This is a genomic window from uncultured Fibrobacter sp., assembly GCF_947166265.1.
GTDB lineage: Bacteria > Fibrobacterota > Fibrobacteria > Fibrobacterales > Fibrobacteraceae > Fibrobacter.
In genome coordinates, this window is sequence record NZ_CAMVDO010000003.1 from 202283 (window position 1) to 218848 (window position 16566).

14 protein-coding genes are annotated in these 16566 nt (G+C 53.0%); 5 read left to right on the forward strand and 9 right to left on the reverse strand.

The window, feature by feature from the left end:
* Positions 1–177 precede the first annotated feature (177 nt).
* Together guaB and Q0W37_RS03240 are read right to left on the reverse strand one after the other, a co-directional pair.
* Positions 178–1635 carry an IMP dehydrogenase gene (gene guaB, locus Q0W37_RS03235; protein WP_297698717.1) on the reverse strand — a complete coding sequence of 486 codons (1458 nt, stop codon included), beginning with the start codon at positions 1633–1635 and terminating at the stop codon, positions 178–180.
* A gap of 137 nt (positions 1636–1772) precedes the next feature.
* Positions 1773–2375: a fibrobacter succinogenes major paralogous domain-containing protein gene (locus Q0W37_RS03240; RefSeq protein ID WP_297698719.1), complete on the reverse strand. Its 603-nt coding sequence runs from the start codon at positions 2373–2375 to the stop codon at positions 1773–1775.
* 133 nt (positions 2376–2508) lie between these two features.
* Between Q0W37_RS03240 and Q0W37_RS03245 the strand changes: the two genes are divergently transcribed.
* From Q0W37_RS03245 to Q0W37_RS03260, 4 genes are all read left to right on the forward strand, one after another.
* Positions 2509–3426, forward strand: coding sequence for a tyrosine recombinase (locus Q0W37_RS03245; protein ID WP_297698721.1), 918 nt, complete (start codon positions 2509–2511; stop codon positions 3424–3426).
* Positions 3427–3554: 128 nt separating this feature from the next.
* On the forward strand, positions 3555–5750 hold the full coding sequence (dnaG, locus tag Q0W37_RS03250) for a DNA primase (RefSeq protein WP_297698723.1): 2196 nt from the start codon (positions 3555–3557) through the stop codon (positions 5748–5750).
* A gap of 104 nt (positions 5751–5854) precedes the next feature.
* The gene (gene sufC / locus Q0W37_RS03255; protein WP_173350904.1) at positions 5855–6601 is read left to right on the forward strand and encodes a Fe-S cluster assembly ATPase SufC; all 747 of its coding nucleotides are present in this window, start codon (positions 5855–5857) and stop codon (positions 6599–6601) included.
* A complete protein-coding gene (locus tag Q0W37_RS03260) occupies positions 6601–7608 on the forward strand; it encodes a SufD family Fe-S cluster assembly protein (protein WP_297698726.1) in 1008 nt (335 codons plus the stop codon). Before sufC ends, Q0W37_RS03260 begins: the two co-directional genes overlap by 1 nt.
* 58 nt (positions 7609–7666) lie before the next feature.
* Here Q0W37_RS03260 and Q0W37_RS03265 read toward each other — a convergent pair whose 3' ends face one another.
* The 7 genes from Q0W37_RS03265 to Q0W37_RS03295 form a co-directional block, all read right to left on the reverse strand.
* Positions 7667–8971 carry a dihydrofolate reductase family protein gene (locus Q0W37_RS03265; RefSeq protein WP_297698728.1) on the reverse strand — a complete coding sequence of 435 codons (1305 nt, stop codon included), beginning with the start codon at positions 8969–8971 and terminating at the stop codon, positions 7667–7669.
* Positions 8971–9417 (reverse strand): rhodanese-like domain-containing protein, encoded by a 447-nt coding sequence (locus tag Q0W37_RS03270; protein WP_297698730.1) that lies wholly within the window; start codon positions 9415–9417, stop codon positions 8971–8973. Before Q0W37_RS03270 ends, Q0W37_RS03265 begins: the two co-directional genes overlap by 1 nt.
* Positions 9414–10673 carry a PAS domain-containing protein gene (locus Q0W37_RS03275; protein WP_297698732.1) on the reverse strand — a complete coding sequence of 420 codons (1260 nt, stop codon included), beginning with the start codon at positions 10671–10673 and terminating at the stop codon, positions 9414–9416. Before Q0W37_RS03275 ends, Q0W37_RS03270 begins: the two co-directional genes overlap by 4 nt.
* An 18-nt stretch (positions 10674–10691) precedes the next feature.
* Positions 10692–11474: a hypothetical protein gene (locus Q0W37_RS03280; RefSeq protein ID WP_297698733.1), complete on the reverse strand. Its 783-nt coding sequence runs from the start codon at positions 11472–11474 to the stop codon at positions 10692–10694.
* Positions 11475–11482: 8 nt separating this feature from the next.
* Positions 11483–12676, reverse strand: coding sequence for a lamin tail domain-containing protein (locus Q0W37_RS03285; protein WP_297698735.1), 1194 nt, complete (start codon positions 12674–12676; stop codon positions 11483–11485).
* Positions 12677–12759: 83 nt separating this feature from the next.
* Positions 12760–13680, reverse strand: a complete 921-nt coding sequence (locus Q0W37_RS03290) for a M23 family metallopeptidase (protein ID WP_297698737.1) — start codon at positions 13678–13680, stop codon at positions 12760–12762.
* Between the two features lie 140 nt (positions 13681–13820).
* Complete coding sequence (locus Q0W37_RS03295) at positions 13821–14582, reverse strand: Nif3-like dinuclear metal center hexameric protein (protein ID WP_297698738.1); 762 nt, start codon at positions 14580–14582, stop codon at positions 13821–13823.
* A gap of 151 nt (positions 14583–14733) precedes the next feature.
* On the opposite strand from Q0W37_RS03295, the gene Q0W37_RS03300 reads away from it, so the two are divergent.
* Complete coding sequence (locus tag Q0W37_RS03300) at positions 14734–16398, forward strand: diphosphate--fructose-6-phosphate 1-phosphotransferase (protein WP_297698740.1); 1665 nt, start codon at positions 14734–14736, stop codon at positions 16396–16398.
* Positions 16399–16566 lie beyond the last annotated feature (168 nt).

Consider the following 16566-nt stretch of genomic DNA (forward strand, 5'->3'; position numbering starts at 1 on the left):
CTTCTTAGCCATCAATATAAACAATTTTTTACTTCGCCGCTACAAATTTTTCTTTTTTTATTGTGGAAAGCCCGCTTGAAAATCACCGACGAACAAGTTCCTTGAAAGGATACGGGACCGCAGATGACAAAAACGGCGAGCTTTGCTCGCCGTTTTTAATTTCCTTGTAGAGAAGGATTAGTCGCCGGTCCTGTAGTTCGGAGCTTCCTTCGTGATGGTCACATCGTGCGGATGAGATTCACGGAGGCCTGCGCCCGTAATACGGACAAAGGTTGCCTTCTTGTAGAGTTCTTCGAGGTTTGCAGCACCGGCATAACCCATAGCAGAGTGGATACCGCCAATCAACTGGTAAACGGTGTCACGGAGCGGTCCCTTGTACGGAACACGGCCTTCGATGCCTTCCGGAACGAACTTGCGCGGTTCCTGAACGCCACCCTGGAAGTAACGGTCGGCAGAACCGGCCTTCATGGCGCCGAGGGAGCCCATGCCACGGTAGCTCTTGTAGCTACGGCCATCGGCGAGAATCACTTCGCCCGGAGCTTCTTCGGTACCGGCAAAGAGAGAACCCACCATCACGGCGTGACCGCCAGCAGCGAGAGCCTTCACAATGTCACCAGAGAACTTGAGGCCACCGTCAGCGATAATCTTCACGCCGACCTTGCGGGCCATCTTGCCACATTCCACGACAGCGGAGAACTGCGGGTAACCGACACCAGCCACGATACGGGTCGTACAGATGGAACCCGGACCGATACCCACCTTGACGATGTTGGCGCCGCACTTGGCGAGTTCTTCCACGGCTTCCGGCGTACAAACGTTACCGGCGCAAATCGTGAGCTTCGGATATTTCTTGCGAACGGTCTTCACCATGTTACGCACACCAATATGGTGGCCGTGAGCCGTATCGATAATCAACAGGTCAACGCCGGCATCCACGAGGGCAGCCACGCGTTCAAGAGTATTTGCAGAAGTGCTGACAGCGGCGCCCACGAGCAACTGGCCATTCTTGTCGAGGCTAGCGTTCGGGTTATTTTCGCGCTTCAAGATGTCCGTCATCGTGATGAGGCCCTTCAAGGCACCAGAAGCGTCCACGAGCGGGAGCTTTTCGATACGCTTTTCGGCGAGGATTTCCTTCGCCTTGGAAAGGCTCACCTTCGGGCTTGCCGTCACCGGATTCTTCGTCATCACGGAACGGATCTTCACGTTCATGTCGCTCACGGTGCGGAGGTCGCGGCTCGTGAGCATGCCCACGAGCTTACCCTTAGAAAGAATCGGGAAACCGCTCACCTTGTTGCGGGCGCGGAGTTCAAAAGCAGCGGACACCGGTTCGTCTGCATCGAGCGTCACCGGATTGGTCACAATACCGGACTGCCAACGCTTAACCTTGCGGACTTCTTCGGCCTGGTCTTCGATGCTCATGTTCTTGTGGATAATGCCGAGACCACCCTGCAAAGCCAAGGAAATGGCGAGCGGAGCCGTCGTCACGGTATCCATAGCGGCACTGATAATAGGAATGTTCAGCTTGATATTGCTGGCGAGCTGCGTGCTCACATCGGTCTGAGCCGGAAGAACAGAAGATTCAGCGGGAACAAGGAGGACGTCGTCAAACGTCAAAGCTTCTGGCAAAAGTTTCATATAGTACCTCTTTTGCGTAGTAAATATAGTAAAATATGTAAGGCGAGTAAAGCGTGAAAATAAAATTTTCACATTTTTGAGCCACGACCGTTAGTAGAAAGCCATGGCCGATTCAACCAGGAAAAAGCCGCCAAGTGCTACCGATCCTTGATGCAACGGACCGAAAAAGCGAATTCCTTGTTCATCGCAAACTGCTCCGCCTTCAGCTGGGGGTGAAGCGCCATAGTAAAGGCGAACTTTTCCTGGAGCGATATCGTGGTTCCCCTAAAGCGGGCATAACCACCGTCGTCATAATACTTTCCATTGCTCGCCCTATACCCCGCAGGAACCGCATTAAAGCCAAAGTCGTCGGTACCATTGCAATCCTTGCCACGCCTTTTCTGCCATCCGGTCTTGGACTTCAACTTTGTACCGGCGGAATCCGGGCCACCCGCAGCAGAGATCAAATCATTAAAATCGTCGTATGTCGGCAAGCGCCAACCTGCAGGACAGGCCTTTCTAGCCGCATCCAGAGTGTAAAGACGCCCCTGCGCCGTACAAAAAATGGGATTGTCCCTGAAACAATAGCTTTCTTCCGTTTCGTAATCCAGGTTTTCGGCCATCCACACCTGACTTCCGATTTTGACCGTTTTGTAGACCCGGCCATCGCGCGGATCTTTCAAGTCAGAGTCACATGCGACCAACGCGCACACCAAAAGCGCGCCAAAAGCTACGGAAACAATCTTTCGAATCGAAATCATTTCACCCTCTCCATATCGGACAACATAAAGAATACATTTTTTAAAGGACTTGCCAAGCACATTTTTGCAAATAAACGCCCAAAGAGCCCCTTTTTGCCGAATAAAGCCCCTCAGGAATACTACATTGCAGCCCATGAGCCTGAATTTCAACCGAATGGATGCATACCTCGCCTTCTTGGGCGTAGAGCGGAACCTATCGCCAGCGACCATCCAAAGCTACCAAGAAGACCTACGGCATTTCGTAGGCTGGCTCGACGATTGCGGAATCGACCTCAAGGAACTCACCCCCGAAAAATTGGATGAATTCCTGACCCTCACCGCAAGCCAGGCGGAATACTCCCCCACGTCGGTGGCAAGGCACTTTTCGAGCTTACGCGGATTCTTAAAGTATATGCAGAGTCAGGGCGAATACGACTACAGCACCGAATCGATGCTTGAACGCCCCAAGCTAGGGCACTACCTGCCCCAGTACCTGACCCGAGAAGAAATCGACAGCGTTTTCGAAAGCGCCGCAAACGGAAAGAACCCACTGCGTGACACCGCCCTTTTCGAACTGATGTACAGCGCCGGGCTCCGCATTTCGGAAACACTCGGCATCAAGCTTTCGCAACTGGACTTCGAGAATGAATGGCTGACGCCGATCGGCAAGGGGAACAAGCAACGCCTGATTCCGCTCGGCAGCAAGGCGAAAGATAATCTTAAGGCATGGATTGAACTTGGGCGCCCCCTCACCCATCCAACTACAGACAACGTTATTCTCAACGCACGCGGAAAACCCATGAGCCGCATGGGAGCCTGGAAAATTGTACAACTGCACACGATGCATTTAAGCAAGCAGGTTTCACCACACACCTTCCGCCACAGTTTCGCCACGCATTGCCTAGAAGCGGGGATGGACTTGCGCGTTCTACAGGAACTGCTTGGGCATGCCGATATCGGCACCACGCAAATCTACACGCATATCGACAAGGAATTCATCAAGCAGGAACACCGACAATTCCATCCGAGAGAAATAAGCGACCGCACGGGTTCGGGAGACCGCACGGGCTAACATCAAAAAAAAATACGATTGGCCCGTGCTCTCGCAGACACCCCTGTTTAAGAACAGGGGCTTTCTGCTCACAGAACGACCGCACGAACTCACATCAAATAAGGACATACTTTTCTATATTTACTCTCGTGGCGTTCTACTCTAACGAAATCATTCAGCAGCTCAAGGCCCACGCGGATATCGCGACGGTCATCGAGAACTTTGTCCCGCTGAAACGTTCGGGGAATGGCCGCTTCCTGGGGGTATGCCCTTTCCACGACGACCGCAGCCCCTCGATGAACGTGAACCCGACGCTCGGCATTTACAAGTGCTTTGCCTGCGGTGCGGGTGGAGACGTTTTCAAGTTCGTCCAAGAACACGAAAAGATGGATTTCAAGGGGGCAATCGAGTGGGTTGCAAACTTCACCGGTTTTGCCCTCCCCCAGCTCGGCGCTCCGGAAAGCAACGAAAGAATCGAAGAACGCGCCAAAATCCGTAGGCTGAACGAACTCGCCTGCGAATGGTTCGAGCAGGAACTCACCCGCTCCCCCAAGGCGCTCGAATACCTTTCGAGTCGCCATATTACCGACGAAACTCGCAAACGGTTCCACATCGGCTACGCCCCCGATGGCCGCGAAGGCTTTATCGGCTATGCGGTCAAAAACGGTTTTTCGCCGCTGGACTGCGTGAAGGCGGGGCTTGCCGTCCAAAAAGAAAACGGCGGCATCTCGGATAAGTTCAGGGACCGTCTGATGATCGCCATTCAGAACATGTCGGGCATCATCGTCGCGTTTGGCGGCCGAGACCTCTCCGGAAAAAGCCACGCCAAATACATGAACAGCCCCGAAACAGAACTCTACCTCAAAAGAGACATTCTTTTCGGGCTGTACCATAGCAAACAAAGTATCGCCAAAGAACGCGAAGTAGTTATTGTCGAAGGTTACTTTGACATGATTAGCCTTTTTCAGGGCGGAGTCACCAACGTGGTTGCCGCCTCGGGAACGGCCCTCACCGATTTACACGCGGGCATTCTCGCCCGCTACGCCGAAAAGGCATATCTTGTATTTGACGGAGACAAGGCGGGCAGAGAAGCCACCTTCAAGAGTTTGCAAATCGTGCTCCCCAAGGGAATTGCCCCCCGAGTATTCGCCCTTTCGCGTCCGGACGGCACCAAGATTGACCCAGACAACTTTGTAAACGAGTTTGGCGCCGACGCCTTCAAGGAGGCACTCAAAGGTTCTGAGGACTGGCTTTCGTACCTGATGCGGATTCGAGACATGGAAAGTCCCGAAGAACGCGCGAGACTCGTGAACTTTGCAAAGGCACTCGTCAAGAGCATTCCCGACCACGAGCTACGCAACCAGTACGTGAAACTGATCTCGGAACGGTTCAACACAGACCGCTCCTTGGCACAAGTGAAGGCCTTGAAACCGCAAAAAAGTTTTGAGGAGCGTCGCCCCGCCCAAGGCACACCAAGCGCAAACGGAGAAAACGTCGAAGTCATTCCGCAACTGGAACAGGCGGCAACACTCGACTGGGCAAGCATTCCGCCGATGGAAATCCGCTTTGCAAACCTGGTGCTCCGCAACCCGACCCTTATGGAACGTGCGCTGGAATATTTCGACATGGACTGGGCCGCAAGCGGAATCCAGATGTTCGAATCTCCGGTAGTCGAAGAATTCGTGAACTCCGCCATCGCGCTTTACGCCGAAACGGGAGCAGTTTCGCCACAGTTACTATACGACAACGTTTCGCCCACGCTTCGCATTTTCCTGGAAGGCCTCTCCGATGAAAAATGGAAAACGCCCCAGGAGATTATCGAGTTTTACCAGACGCTCACGGTATTTTCGACCAAACTCTGCGACAGGCAAAAGCACCAGATTCCGCTAACGAGTAACGAGGCGGTAGAAGTACGTATGCAGATGTCCAAGTTCACGCAGGGCATGCAAAAGTTGAACTCCTTGTTCAACGCCGAAAAGATTTCGATTGACGCCTTTGCCGATCAAGTGGTACGCAGCAAGGCTCAACTGATCCATTTCCAATCCGTGATTCAGGGCGCCCCGATGACTGCAGCGCCAACCGTGATTACACCGGCATCCGTTCAGGCAGCGCCTGCACCGGTTCAAGCGGCGCCTGCACCGCAGAATCCGCAGCCGAGTGCCCCTGCATTTGCAGAAAATGTGCCGCAGCCCCCTGCAGAATTTGCGCCTGAAAATTATTCCGAAGAACAAATGCCTAATGACGAACCGCCCGAGGGTTTTGAGCCCCCGCCGCCCGAAGACGACGAAGAATACTCTTACGGCGGTGACGACAACATGAGCAACGACTTTGACGACTTCGGGTAATCTGTTCATCTGATTATAGAAAGAATTGATAAGACACTGGCCGCAAGTTTTTCTAAATTTGTGCCGTAAAAAATGATTCTAGCGCAAAAAGCGCCGGAGGTAATATGCTGTCCATCAAGAACCTGAAAGCAAGTATCGAAGACGGAACCCAGATTTTGAAGGGTATCAACCTGGAAGTCAAACCGGGCGAAGTTCACGCAATCATGGGCCCGAACGGGTCTGGCAAGAGTACGCTTTCAAAGGTCATCGCAGGCCACCCCGCCTATACCGTGAACGATGGTTCCGTGACTCTCGACGGCAAGGACCTGCTCTCGATGGAAATCTGCGACCGTGCGAATTCGGGACTTTTCATCAGCACGCAATACCCCACCGAAATTCCGGGCGTGAACAACGTGGAATTCTTGCAGATGGCGCTCAATTCCAAGCGCGCCTACCTGGGGCTTGAACCGCTCTCCGATGCCGACTTCAAGAAGCTCTGCGAAGAAAAGATGGCCATGCTCGAAATGGACGACCGTTACCGCGACCGCGGCGTGAACGACGGCTTTAGCGGCGGCGAAAAGAAGCGTAACGAAATTTTGCAGATGGCTATTTTGGATCCGAAGGTATCGTTCCTCGACGAAACAGACTCGGGTTTGGACATTGATGCGCTGCGCATTGTGGCTCACGGCATCAACCAGATTATGTCGCCCGAAAAGGCGGTGATTCTGGTGACGCACTACCAGAGACTTCTGGATTACATCAAGCCGACTTACGTGCATGTGCTCCGCCACGGCAAGATTATTCTCTCGGGCGGCCCTGAACTTGCGCTCAAGCTCGAAGAACAAGGCTACGACTGGATCGAGGAAAACTAATGGACGCCATTACCCGCATTAAGCAATTGGGAATGCCGCGTCGCAATAACGAATTGTGGACGTTTTTCCCGGTCAACAAGATTCCAAATGTACTGAGCGCGGATGGAGATTGCCGCGTCGCTGACGCACCTCGCAATGACGAACAGGAAGCATTAGACTTTTCGAAAGAAGAAGATTTCGCAGCACTTTTGCCGATTGCAAAGGCAGCCCCTCTCATGAAAAAGGTTTTTGCCGCAGGCGAAACCGAAATGGGGATTATCAAGAGCCGCAACGACTTTGCTCATAGCCAGTTTATCATCGAAAAGGGCGCCAAAGTTTCGCTCGAAATCCTCGACAACAAGGTGATGCACGAAATTTGCGCGGAGCGTTTCGACATCCTTGTAGACGAAGGGGCCGAACTCGAAATCTTCTTTGCAAACCCCGCGAACGACTTGCCGCTCACCTTTAGGCATTTCGACATCAAGCAGGCCGCAAATTCTACGGTGCGTTTCGCTAACGTTTTGCAAGACAGCGGCATTGGCCGCATCAGCGCCCGCGTGGAACTGAACGGCGAAGGCGCGAACTTCGATTACCGCAGCCTGAACATTCTGAAGGGCAACGCCTCCAAGCACCAGCGCCTAACGATTCTGCACAACGCCCCGAGCACGGTAAGCACACAGTTCGTACGCAACATTCTCGACGAAAACGCTTACACCAGCTACGACGGCCAGGTGATCGTAGGGAACAACTGCAGCCAGGTGAATTCAAGTCAGTTGGTGAATACGATTCTCTTGAGCGACGGCCCGAGTGTTTCGGTGAAGCCGGTACTCAAGATTTACCACGACGACGTGGAATGTACGCACGGCAATACCGTGGGTGAACTCGACAAGGATCAGATGTTCTACCTGACAAGCCGCGGCATTCCCGCCGACAAGGCCCGCGAAATGCTCACCCGTTCGTTTGCAAAGGAACTTTTCTTGACGCTCCCCGAAGGACCGGCAAAGAAAAGACTCATGCAATCGCTTTAATAAAATTTACCGGCTTTTCACACGTAATGTCATCCCCGACTTGGTCGGGGATCTTTTTTTATTTCTCGTACACGGTCAATACATCCGGACCGATCATAAACGATTCTCGGGCGACAAGCCCCGTCGGAAGTTCCGGATACGCAAGGCCTTCGGCACCGCTAGATTCAAGCGCACGTTCGACAGCAGAATCCGTTGATTGCCATAAATCAAGGCGATTCCACAAGCCACATTTAAAGATTTCTTCCGCAAGGCGCGCCCCTGGTTCGACCATCAGGCGGTGCATGCCACGGGCGGAAAGATTCTCGAGCATCTGACTCCAGCACCCGACAAAAGTCGCGGCATTAAACGTCACGATTTCAATTTGATGCCCGGCGACATTTAAGGTCTCGCCCAACGGTGCAGCCGGCGCATCCCCCACATTCTTTTTTTCGATGGCAGGTTGCGGTACGCACGTAAAGACGATGGGAGCCTTCCCCGCTTCTACAGGCGCCTGGAACACGCGAAGCCCCGCAACTTCGGCAGCGGTAAATTCATGGTGCCCCGCCCAGATGATTTTCACGGGATTGTTCCCTTGGGCATTTCGTACATCAAGCGAAGGATTGTCGGCGAGTACCGTACCAGCGCCTACGAGAATCGTATCGCTCATGGCACGAAGTTCATGATTCCAGCAGTTGGCACCTTGCGCGGTGATTTTCAAGGGGGCATTACACGCCGCGACCTTTGAGCCGCAGCCGCCACCGACAAGCGCACCCATGTAGCCTTCTTGAGAAATGGCCGATTTAATTTCGACAAAAGTCGCCTTGTTGCGCACAAAATAGTCGTACGCTTCAAAGAACCGCTCAATTTCGTGAAAGAGCATGCGGGCTTCGGCAAGCGCCTCGGCGCGAGTCTCCGGCTCCCCCATGGCAGTCGGATTTCCCGAAAGCACCTTGCAACCGTCATGCGAACAGGAATCGTCCCAGCCGCTTTCAACAACGGCACGTTCGCAAGCATCCTGGCCTTCGAATACCTTGACGCCAGCTTCTTCGAGAATGCTACGGCTTTTACCGCGCACCAGCGGATTCGGATCGGCATGAGCAAAGTAGACTTCCTTGATGCCCGCCTCGATAATCGCCTTGGTGCACGGGGGCGTGCGGCCATAATGACAGCAAGGTTCAAGAGTCACATAGATGGCCGCCCCGCGGGCGAGTTCGCCCGCGTCACGCAGCGCCATCACCTCGGCGTGAGCATTCCCCGGGCGCTGCGTCCGCCCCCTCCCGACGACGATACCGTCACGTACGACAACGGCACCCACCGCAGGATTCGGCCGACTGATGCCGACCGAGAATAGAGAATTCTCAAACGCGAGCTGTAGATAGTTCATTAGTTCTTCGGGAACGCGAGGAAACCGCCACCGACGTTAAACACGCGTTCGTAACCGTTGTCCACCAAGAAATTGGAGGCAACCATGCTGCGCTTTCCGCTACGGCAGTAAATCAGCAAGTCCTTGTCCTTCGGGAATTCATTCAAGCGATGCTGAATTTCCTGGAGCGGAATGTTGATAGCGCCCGGAGCCATGCCCTCGGCCACTTCACCCGGAGTACGCACATCGATCAAAACGGCACCGGCCTTGTTCATTTCAAGCGCCTTTGCCCAATCCACCGTAACAATTTCTGCCTTCTTCACTTCGACCGGAGCTGCCTGCGCCGCAACCTGCTGAGCGGGTTGCTGTACAGCGGGCTTCTGCTCGGCAGCAGCTTCCTTCTTGGATTCTTCACAACCTGCAACCATGAACAGTGCAGAAACGGCAAACAACATTAACTTTTTCATCTTATCTCCAGAGTTGATCTTTGTGTATTTTCAAAATCCTGTTCATCCAGCTGCATGTACACCCCGAGTACGCGATGGGTGTATCCATCCGTCCGCTTCAGGGGAACCGCATTGAACCAAAGCAAACGTTTTTTCACGCCGAAAGGCCCTTTCCACGCCTTGGGGAGCCCTCTTTCGAACACTTCGGAAATAACGCTATGGAACATATTAAAGTAGCGCGGGCGAACCACTTCGAGCAACCGTTTTCCCTTGACATCGTCCGGGAGCGGCATCCCAAACGCAAGCGAGAAAGCCTGGTTGCATCCGCAAATCTTATAGTCGCGGTCTATCCAGAACACGCGGATATCGGGGAAAGCAAACACCGACGACATCGTCGATTCGTTGACAATGTCGCTTGCCACAATCGGATTGTCCAGCAGCAAGTCCAAACGCCTCGCCGCGCCCCTAAAAACAACCTTCGCATTCTCTTCGGAACAGAGCCTGCCGCAAAAGGCAAACCAAATCTGCTTTCCGTCTTCACCCATCAGGCGCAGTCTCACGCCACGGTTTTCGCTAATATCCTGCCCCGTTGCTCTGAATTCGACAATGCGCGAATTCAGGTGCTTTTCAAAATACGCATAATCTTCTTCGGGCATCAGCAAACGGATATCCTGAATTCCCTGCGACCGCGGAACCACACGCCCTTCATCGTCCAGCAAGGGCGTTATGAAGGTGAACCGGCGACTATCGACATCTACAGACCACAGAAAATCGCCCGTATTCCGAAGCAGCATGTCTACATTTTCTTTCAGAAGGTCTCGCTGGTGTCCAATTTCCACTTCCTGGGTAACGTCCTTAATCAGCAGGACCATGCTTTCGTCACCGCTCCGTTTTTTCATCTGGACGCGAATTTCGTACCAGTTGCTCCTAGAATCCGACACATACGAAAAGACGAAGGGAATATCGGGATAAGCATCGAGGCCCTTGATATAATCCAGAAAACGCTTGTATTCCTTATCCACAAAAATGGACTGAATCGACTTGTTGCGCAGAATTTGGTCGTAAAGGGGGCTTGTAATGCTTCGGGGCATCGCATCGAGCAAACGGCCGTCCTTCGACACGATAATGACAAGATCGCTCAAATACCCCGAAAAGCCCGCGTAGACTTTTTGCTTTTCCTGAATTTCACGCAAAAGCATCAAGACAAGAATCAGTGCCACGAGCAACAGGAAAACTACAAAAAGAATGATCGCAAAAAAGGCCGGGGAGATTGTCATAAATTACCCAATTACACCCTACAATATAGTCTTTTTCCCCTGTTTTTTAGAAACAGAAAATCCAAACCAGTCCCAAATGCGCCCCACAAAGCCATACGTTCCATCTACCGACCAGTCCCCCAGCAAAAAGTCAAGCGAAACGGCGACACCAAAATCGGGGAAACGGTAAGCAGAACGAACACGCACAAAACTAAAGCAGACCTCGTTTCCGACATCAAAAAATGCCCCATCCCATTCCGCGAACATTCCAAAGCGCTGGCTCACCTCATAGCGGAAACCAAGCACATAATCCGCCTCTTTTAACGGGACATCGCTAAAGCCTAGCACAACGCCCCCAACGGAAAGCCCCTTCCATATAAACGTCGCTGCCGTCTTATAACGATGACGGTTCCACTTTTCATCACGGGGAATCCACTCCACCGAAAAGCCGTACCCCGCCCCCAGAATAAACCAGGAACGGCAAAAGGAAAAATCCAGCTCCGAATACACACGGCGGTAAAGCGAATCCATTTCCAGGTAGCTGCTCGAAAAAGCGATACGGGAATTCCCCAGGCCAAATTCCCCCGACACGCCACCGTTCCACACATCAGCCGATACCATACGGGCATACGCGATACCAAATCCAGGTTCGGCAAACCTTGCCGGTGAAGCACTTTCCCACGAAAGGCCCGATGTCGAAAGTTTTCCACCAGAATTTTGAACAAACTCCCCTGGGAGGTCCATCGAATACGAAAAAGACGAAAGCAGGAAGGACACCGTCCACATCCGTAACCGCCCCCAAAGCTGCAATACAGACAACATATTTTCTCCTATGGGCGTAAAAGAATTCCCAAGACCTTTTCAAAACGCCCCGTCGAAAGCGACACATAAGCAACACCAAGCCCCGCACCTTGCGCAACAGGAACCAGCCACCACGTATTCGAATGGGGTGGAACCGAAGTTTTCCATTCTTCATGCCCCGAAGAATCGAGCAGACGCAACTGCACCGGATAAGCACTTTCGACATACACACGCAAAGGGGCTCCTCGCCGCCGCACGACGCGCGACGACAACCGATAGGTGAAAGGCTCCTCAGACTCCCCCTTTTCCCTCCGAGATTTTCCCAGAAAACCAGGAGTATTTTCAGCTGCGCCACTCATCGGGCTGAACCCGGACGGGCACTCCACGGTAGACTTGTCCCAGGCCACGCTGTCGATAACGCTATCGCCCCAGCAAACAGAAACGGAACCGGCGGTATTGTTCAGAAACCCCATCGAAACCTGGAACAGGCGAACATCCTTAAACCCGAAAAACTCCCGAAGCATAAGCGTATCCCGCGTAAGGACCGCCACCTCGAACGGCGCAAGGGTATCGTCACGCTTTACATCCCAGTTCTTTCCACGATTGCAAAAACGGAACTGCTGCATCGAAAGCGCCTTATCGGAGGCGTTGTAGATTTCTACCCATTCCGGTTCGGGCTCCAGCGGACAATGATGGATTTCAGAAATCCGAATTTTCGGATTGAACTCGCCCGAAGGCTGAACGCTAAAAGAGGGTTCCGCCACCTCCCACTCATCCGAATCCTTGACACGCCGCAGCGACTTTCCCGCCTTGGGGCGCATCAGCAAAACAGAATCGCGGCACGCCCCCGCCCAAAGTTTCCACTCCGATTCCCGCGAATTCGGAAGCGAAAGCGATGGAGCCAGTCCGCAAGAAGCGTCCGGGAAATCAGCACACCGTAGACTGTCACGGACAATGACGAAACTGCTCCCCGCAGGGTAAGCAAAGCAGAAAGGCTTTTTCGATTCGAACTGAACGCAAAGGCTGTCCGGCCGAACAATATCCTGAAAATCGTCGAGCCGGATTTCGACAAATTCGCCCTCCTGGTCCGAAACCTCTACAGGGTCCGGGAAAAACTCGACAAACCTTGGACAAGCGTACGCCGGAGAGCCGCACTGCGCTAAAACAAGCGTGAGGCCGACAAACAAATCCGTTCCTAAAAACGGAATGAACCATTTTTTCAAAAAATCACCCCCGAGGGGTGGTGCAATCCTTAGCCGGAAAAACCGGCGCCCTTTTCTCGGACAGCGGCGCTACCCAGGCCCCGTCAATCGACGGTATAGCCGTTGGGCAACATATAGGCAAGCGGGTTCACAGGGGCGTTTCTCACCCACACTTCGTAATGGAGGTGCGGACCGACGGAACGGCCGGTGTTTCCCATATATCCAATCACCTGGTAACGGTGAACAAACTGGCCCGGATGCACGATAGACAGCTGCATGTGACCGTAGCGTGTCTTGATGCTGTTTCCATGGTCAATCGTCACAAAGTTACCGAAGGTCGAACTCATCTGGGCGACTTCCACCACACCATCGGCAGAGGCGTAAATCGGAGTCCAGCGTTCGTTCGAAATATCCACGCCCTGATGCATCTTGCCCACTTCACCCGTCACCGGATGAATGCGGGGGCCAAAAGACGACGCATAGCGGCCATTTGTGGGTGCAATAGACGGCACAAAGCGCCAGGCGGACATTTTCTGGTCCATGAACTTGTTCAGGTTGCGGAAAGAGGCGTCGTTGTTCGCAAGTTTCCCCTGGATACGGCGAGCCGTTTCACCCAGGAGCGACATCCGTTCATAAACCGGCGATGTCTTGCGGAGCAACAAAGAATCTGCACTGATAGAACCACCCGTACCCAGTTCCCTAGAAGATTCGTCCTGCACCGGCAGACTGAACCTTGCATAAAGGCGGTTTTCGTCGTTAAAGAAGGAATTGGTTGTATTGGAAAGGTAATCCAGCGTCCCCTGGATTTGGGTCATTTCGCGATCGAGCTTGGCACGTTCGCTCAGCTGGTGGTTCAGCACCCCGTCGTAAACGGTTGTTGAAACCATCTGGACCAGGAACAGAAGAACTCCGATAGCCACAAAGAATCGCAACACGGGCCAGGCCTTAAACAGGAACGCAGGCACATGCAACGTGATAGACTTCGAGGAATTCTGGAAGTGTATGGTCGTCCTATAAAAATTCACGGGTGGAAAGATAGTAAAACACTTCTTTAAAAACACCCTTTTTTTTTCGAACCCGCCGTTCCGCGTAACGTTTCAGAAACAAATTTCCATTTTTGGCGTAAAAACGGCATTTTTGAGTGTTTTTTGGAAGTAAAATGTAACTAAATCGGGTTGTCGATATCGATAAATTTCGCCGTCAAACCGAGCTCTTTTTCGATTTTTTCCGCAATGGCGCGTACACCGAACACCTCGGTCCGGTGGTGCCCCGCAGACACCAAATTGAAACCCAGTTCTTCGCACAAAATGGGCACCGATTCCTTGATATCGCCGGTCACGAAAGCGTCACACCCCAGCGAAATAGCTTCTTGAATGCCGCTGGCACCGCTACCGCTGCAAATGGCGACCCGGCGGATTTGTTCCTTACCGTACATCAGCGCATTCTGGATTCCGTGTTCAAAGGCACCATTGGCTCTTTTCAAAAAATCTTCCCGCGAAAGGGCATCCTTGTAAGTTCCAATCCAACCCACGGGGCGCTCCCCTTCGACCATAAAACCTTCGGCCACGTCCAGGCCAAGCGCACGGGCAATCAGCACGTTATTGCCGAACTCGGGCTGGCCGTCGAGCGGCAAATGGTAACCGTAAAGTGAAATTCCATGTTGCATCAGGCGACGCATGCGTTCTCCGAACTTGCCTACCAGCACCCGATTTTCACCGTTCCAGAAACCGTTCGGATGATGCACGAAAATGCAATCGGCATGCTCCTCGATAGCAGCATCGATCAGGCGGTCACGAAAGGAAACCCCCGTCACGACACGGGTCACCTCGCCAGACGCCTCGACACAAAGCCCATCGACACAGTAATCCTTAAAGAGCTGCGGTTCCAGCAAACCATTTAACCAGTCAGAAAATTCAGAAAGTCGCATAACAAAACCTTTTCTGCGAAAAATAGATAAATCGCTTTTTTCTAACCACGAATCACCAACCTCTACACACTATTTTCTATATTATTCCCTGTAATTTTTTAACCCATGACCGTGTAGTACACACTGCACGAAAACTCAAAAGGAAAAAACAATGGCTGACAATCTGTCCGTCCTCGGCAAGGCCCGCAAGGCCTACCAGCCGAAACTCCCCGCAGCGCTGCGCGACGGCGCTCTCAAGGTTACTCTCAACAAGGGTAAGGCAACCGAATCCGTCCGCGACCAGGCCAAGATCAAGGCTCTGTTCCCGAACACCTACGGTGCACCGTACATCTCCATGAAGAAGGCTACCAAGGCTGCTGCCGGTAAGGCACTCAACGTGGGCGTCGTTCTGTCCGGTGGCCAGGCTCCTGGTGGACACAACGTGATTGCGGGTATCTTCGACGGTATCAAGAGCATCAGCAAGAATTCCAAGCTCCTCGGCTTCCTCGGCGGTCCGTCTGGCCTCGAAAACGGCAAGTTCATCGTGATCAACGAAAAGATCATGGACTCCTACCGCAACACTGGCGGATTCGACATCATCCAGTCCGGCCGTACCAAGCTCGAAACTGAAGAACAGTTCAAGAAGTGCATGGCTGTTGCCAAGGCTCAGAAGCTCGACGCTATCGTGATTATCGGTGGTGACGACTCCAACACCAACGCTGCTGTTCTCGGTGAATACTTCCAGGCCAACGGCGCAAGCTGCGTGGTTTGCGGCTGCCCGAAGACCATCGACGGCGACCTCAAGAACGAATACATCGAAACCTCCTTCGGTTTCGACACCGCCGTCAAGACCTATTCCGAACTCATCGGCAACATCATGCGCGATGCCAACTCCGCTCAGAAGTACTGGCACTTCATCAAGCTCATGGGCCGTAGCGCTTCTCACATCGCTCTCGAAGCCGCTCTCCAGACCCACCCGAACATCTGCTTGATTTCTGAAGAAGTCAAGGCCAAGAAGATGAAGCTCAAGCAGGTCATCAAGTACGTTGCAGACATCGTTGCTGCCCGTGCTGCTGACGGCAAGAACTTCGGCGTCTGCCTGATTCCGGAAGGCCTCCTCGAATTCATCCCGGATGTTGGCGTGCTCATCTCCGAACTCTCTGAAGCCCTCGCCCACCACGAAAAGGAAGTCGAAGGCCTCGACACCGCCGCCAAGGTTGAAAAGCTCTGCAACTGGATTTCCAAGGCTTCTGCCGAAGTCCTCAAGAGCCTCCCCTCCACCACTCAGGGCCAGCTGATGCTCGACCGCGACAGCCACGGCAACGTGCAGGTTTCCCTCATCGAAACCGAAAAGCTCATCATCGAAATGGTCAAGAAGGACCTCAAGAGCCGCAAGAACTTCAAGGGCAAGTTCTCTGCCCTCAACCACTTCTTCGGTTACGAAGGCCGTTGCGCCGCTCCGTCGAACTTCGACGCCGACTACTGCTACAGCCTCGGCTTCACCGCTTCTGTGCTCGCCTTCAACAAGATGAACGGCTACATGAGCTCTGTGCGTGACCTCACGAAGGGCATTGAAAAGTGGACTGCCGGTGGCATTCCTATCACCATGATGATGAACATCGAACGTCGTCACGGTGCCGACAAGCCGGTGATCCAGAAGGCTCTCGTTGAACTCGACGGTGCTCCGTTCAAGTTCTTCGCCAAGAACCGCGAAGTCTGGGCCAAGACTGAATCTTACACCTATCCGGGTCCGATCCAGTACTGGGGTCCGAGCGAAGTCTGTGATGTTACCAACTTTACGATCAAGCTGGAACGCGGCGCCCTCAAGGTGAAGTAAGACTTCGTCTTTTAATTCATAAGAATTAAAAAGTCCTCGCTTTGCGAGGACCTTTTTCTTATTGTCATCCCCGCGAAGGCGGGGATCATTTATCGTCATAACGATGACGTTCCTACACTTTAGGCATCATCACGGTCTTATTGAATTCTTCGGGGGTCGTGAAGGTGG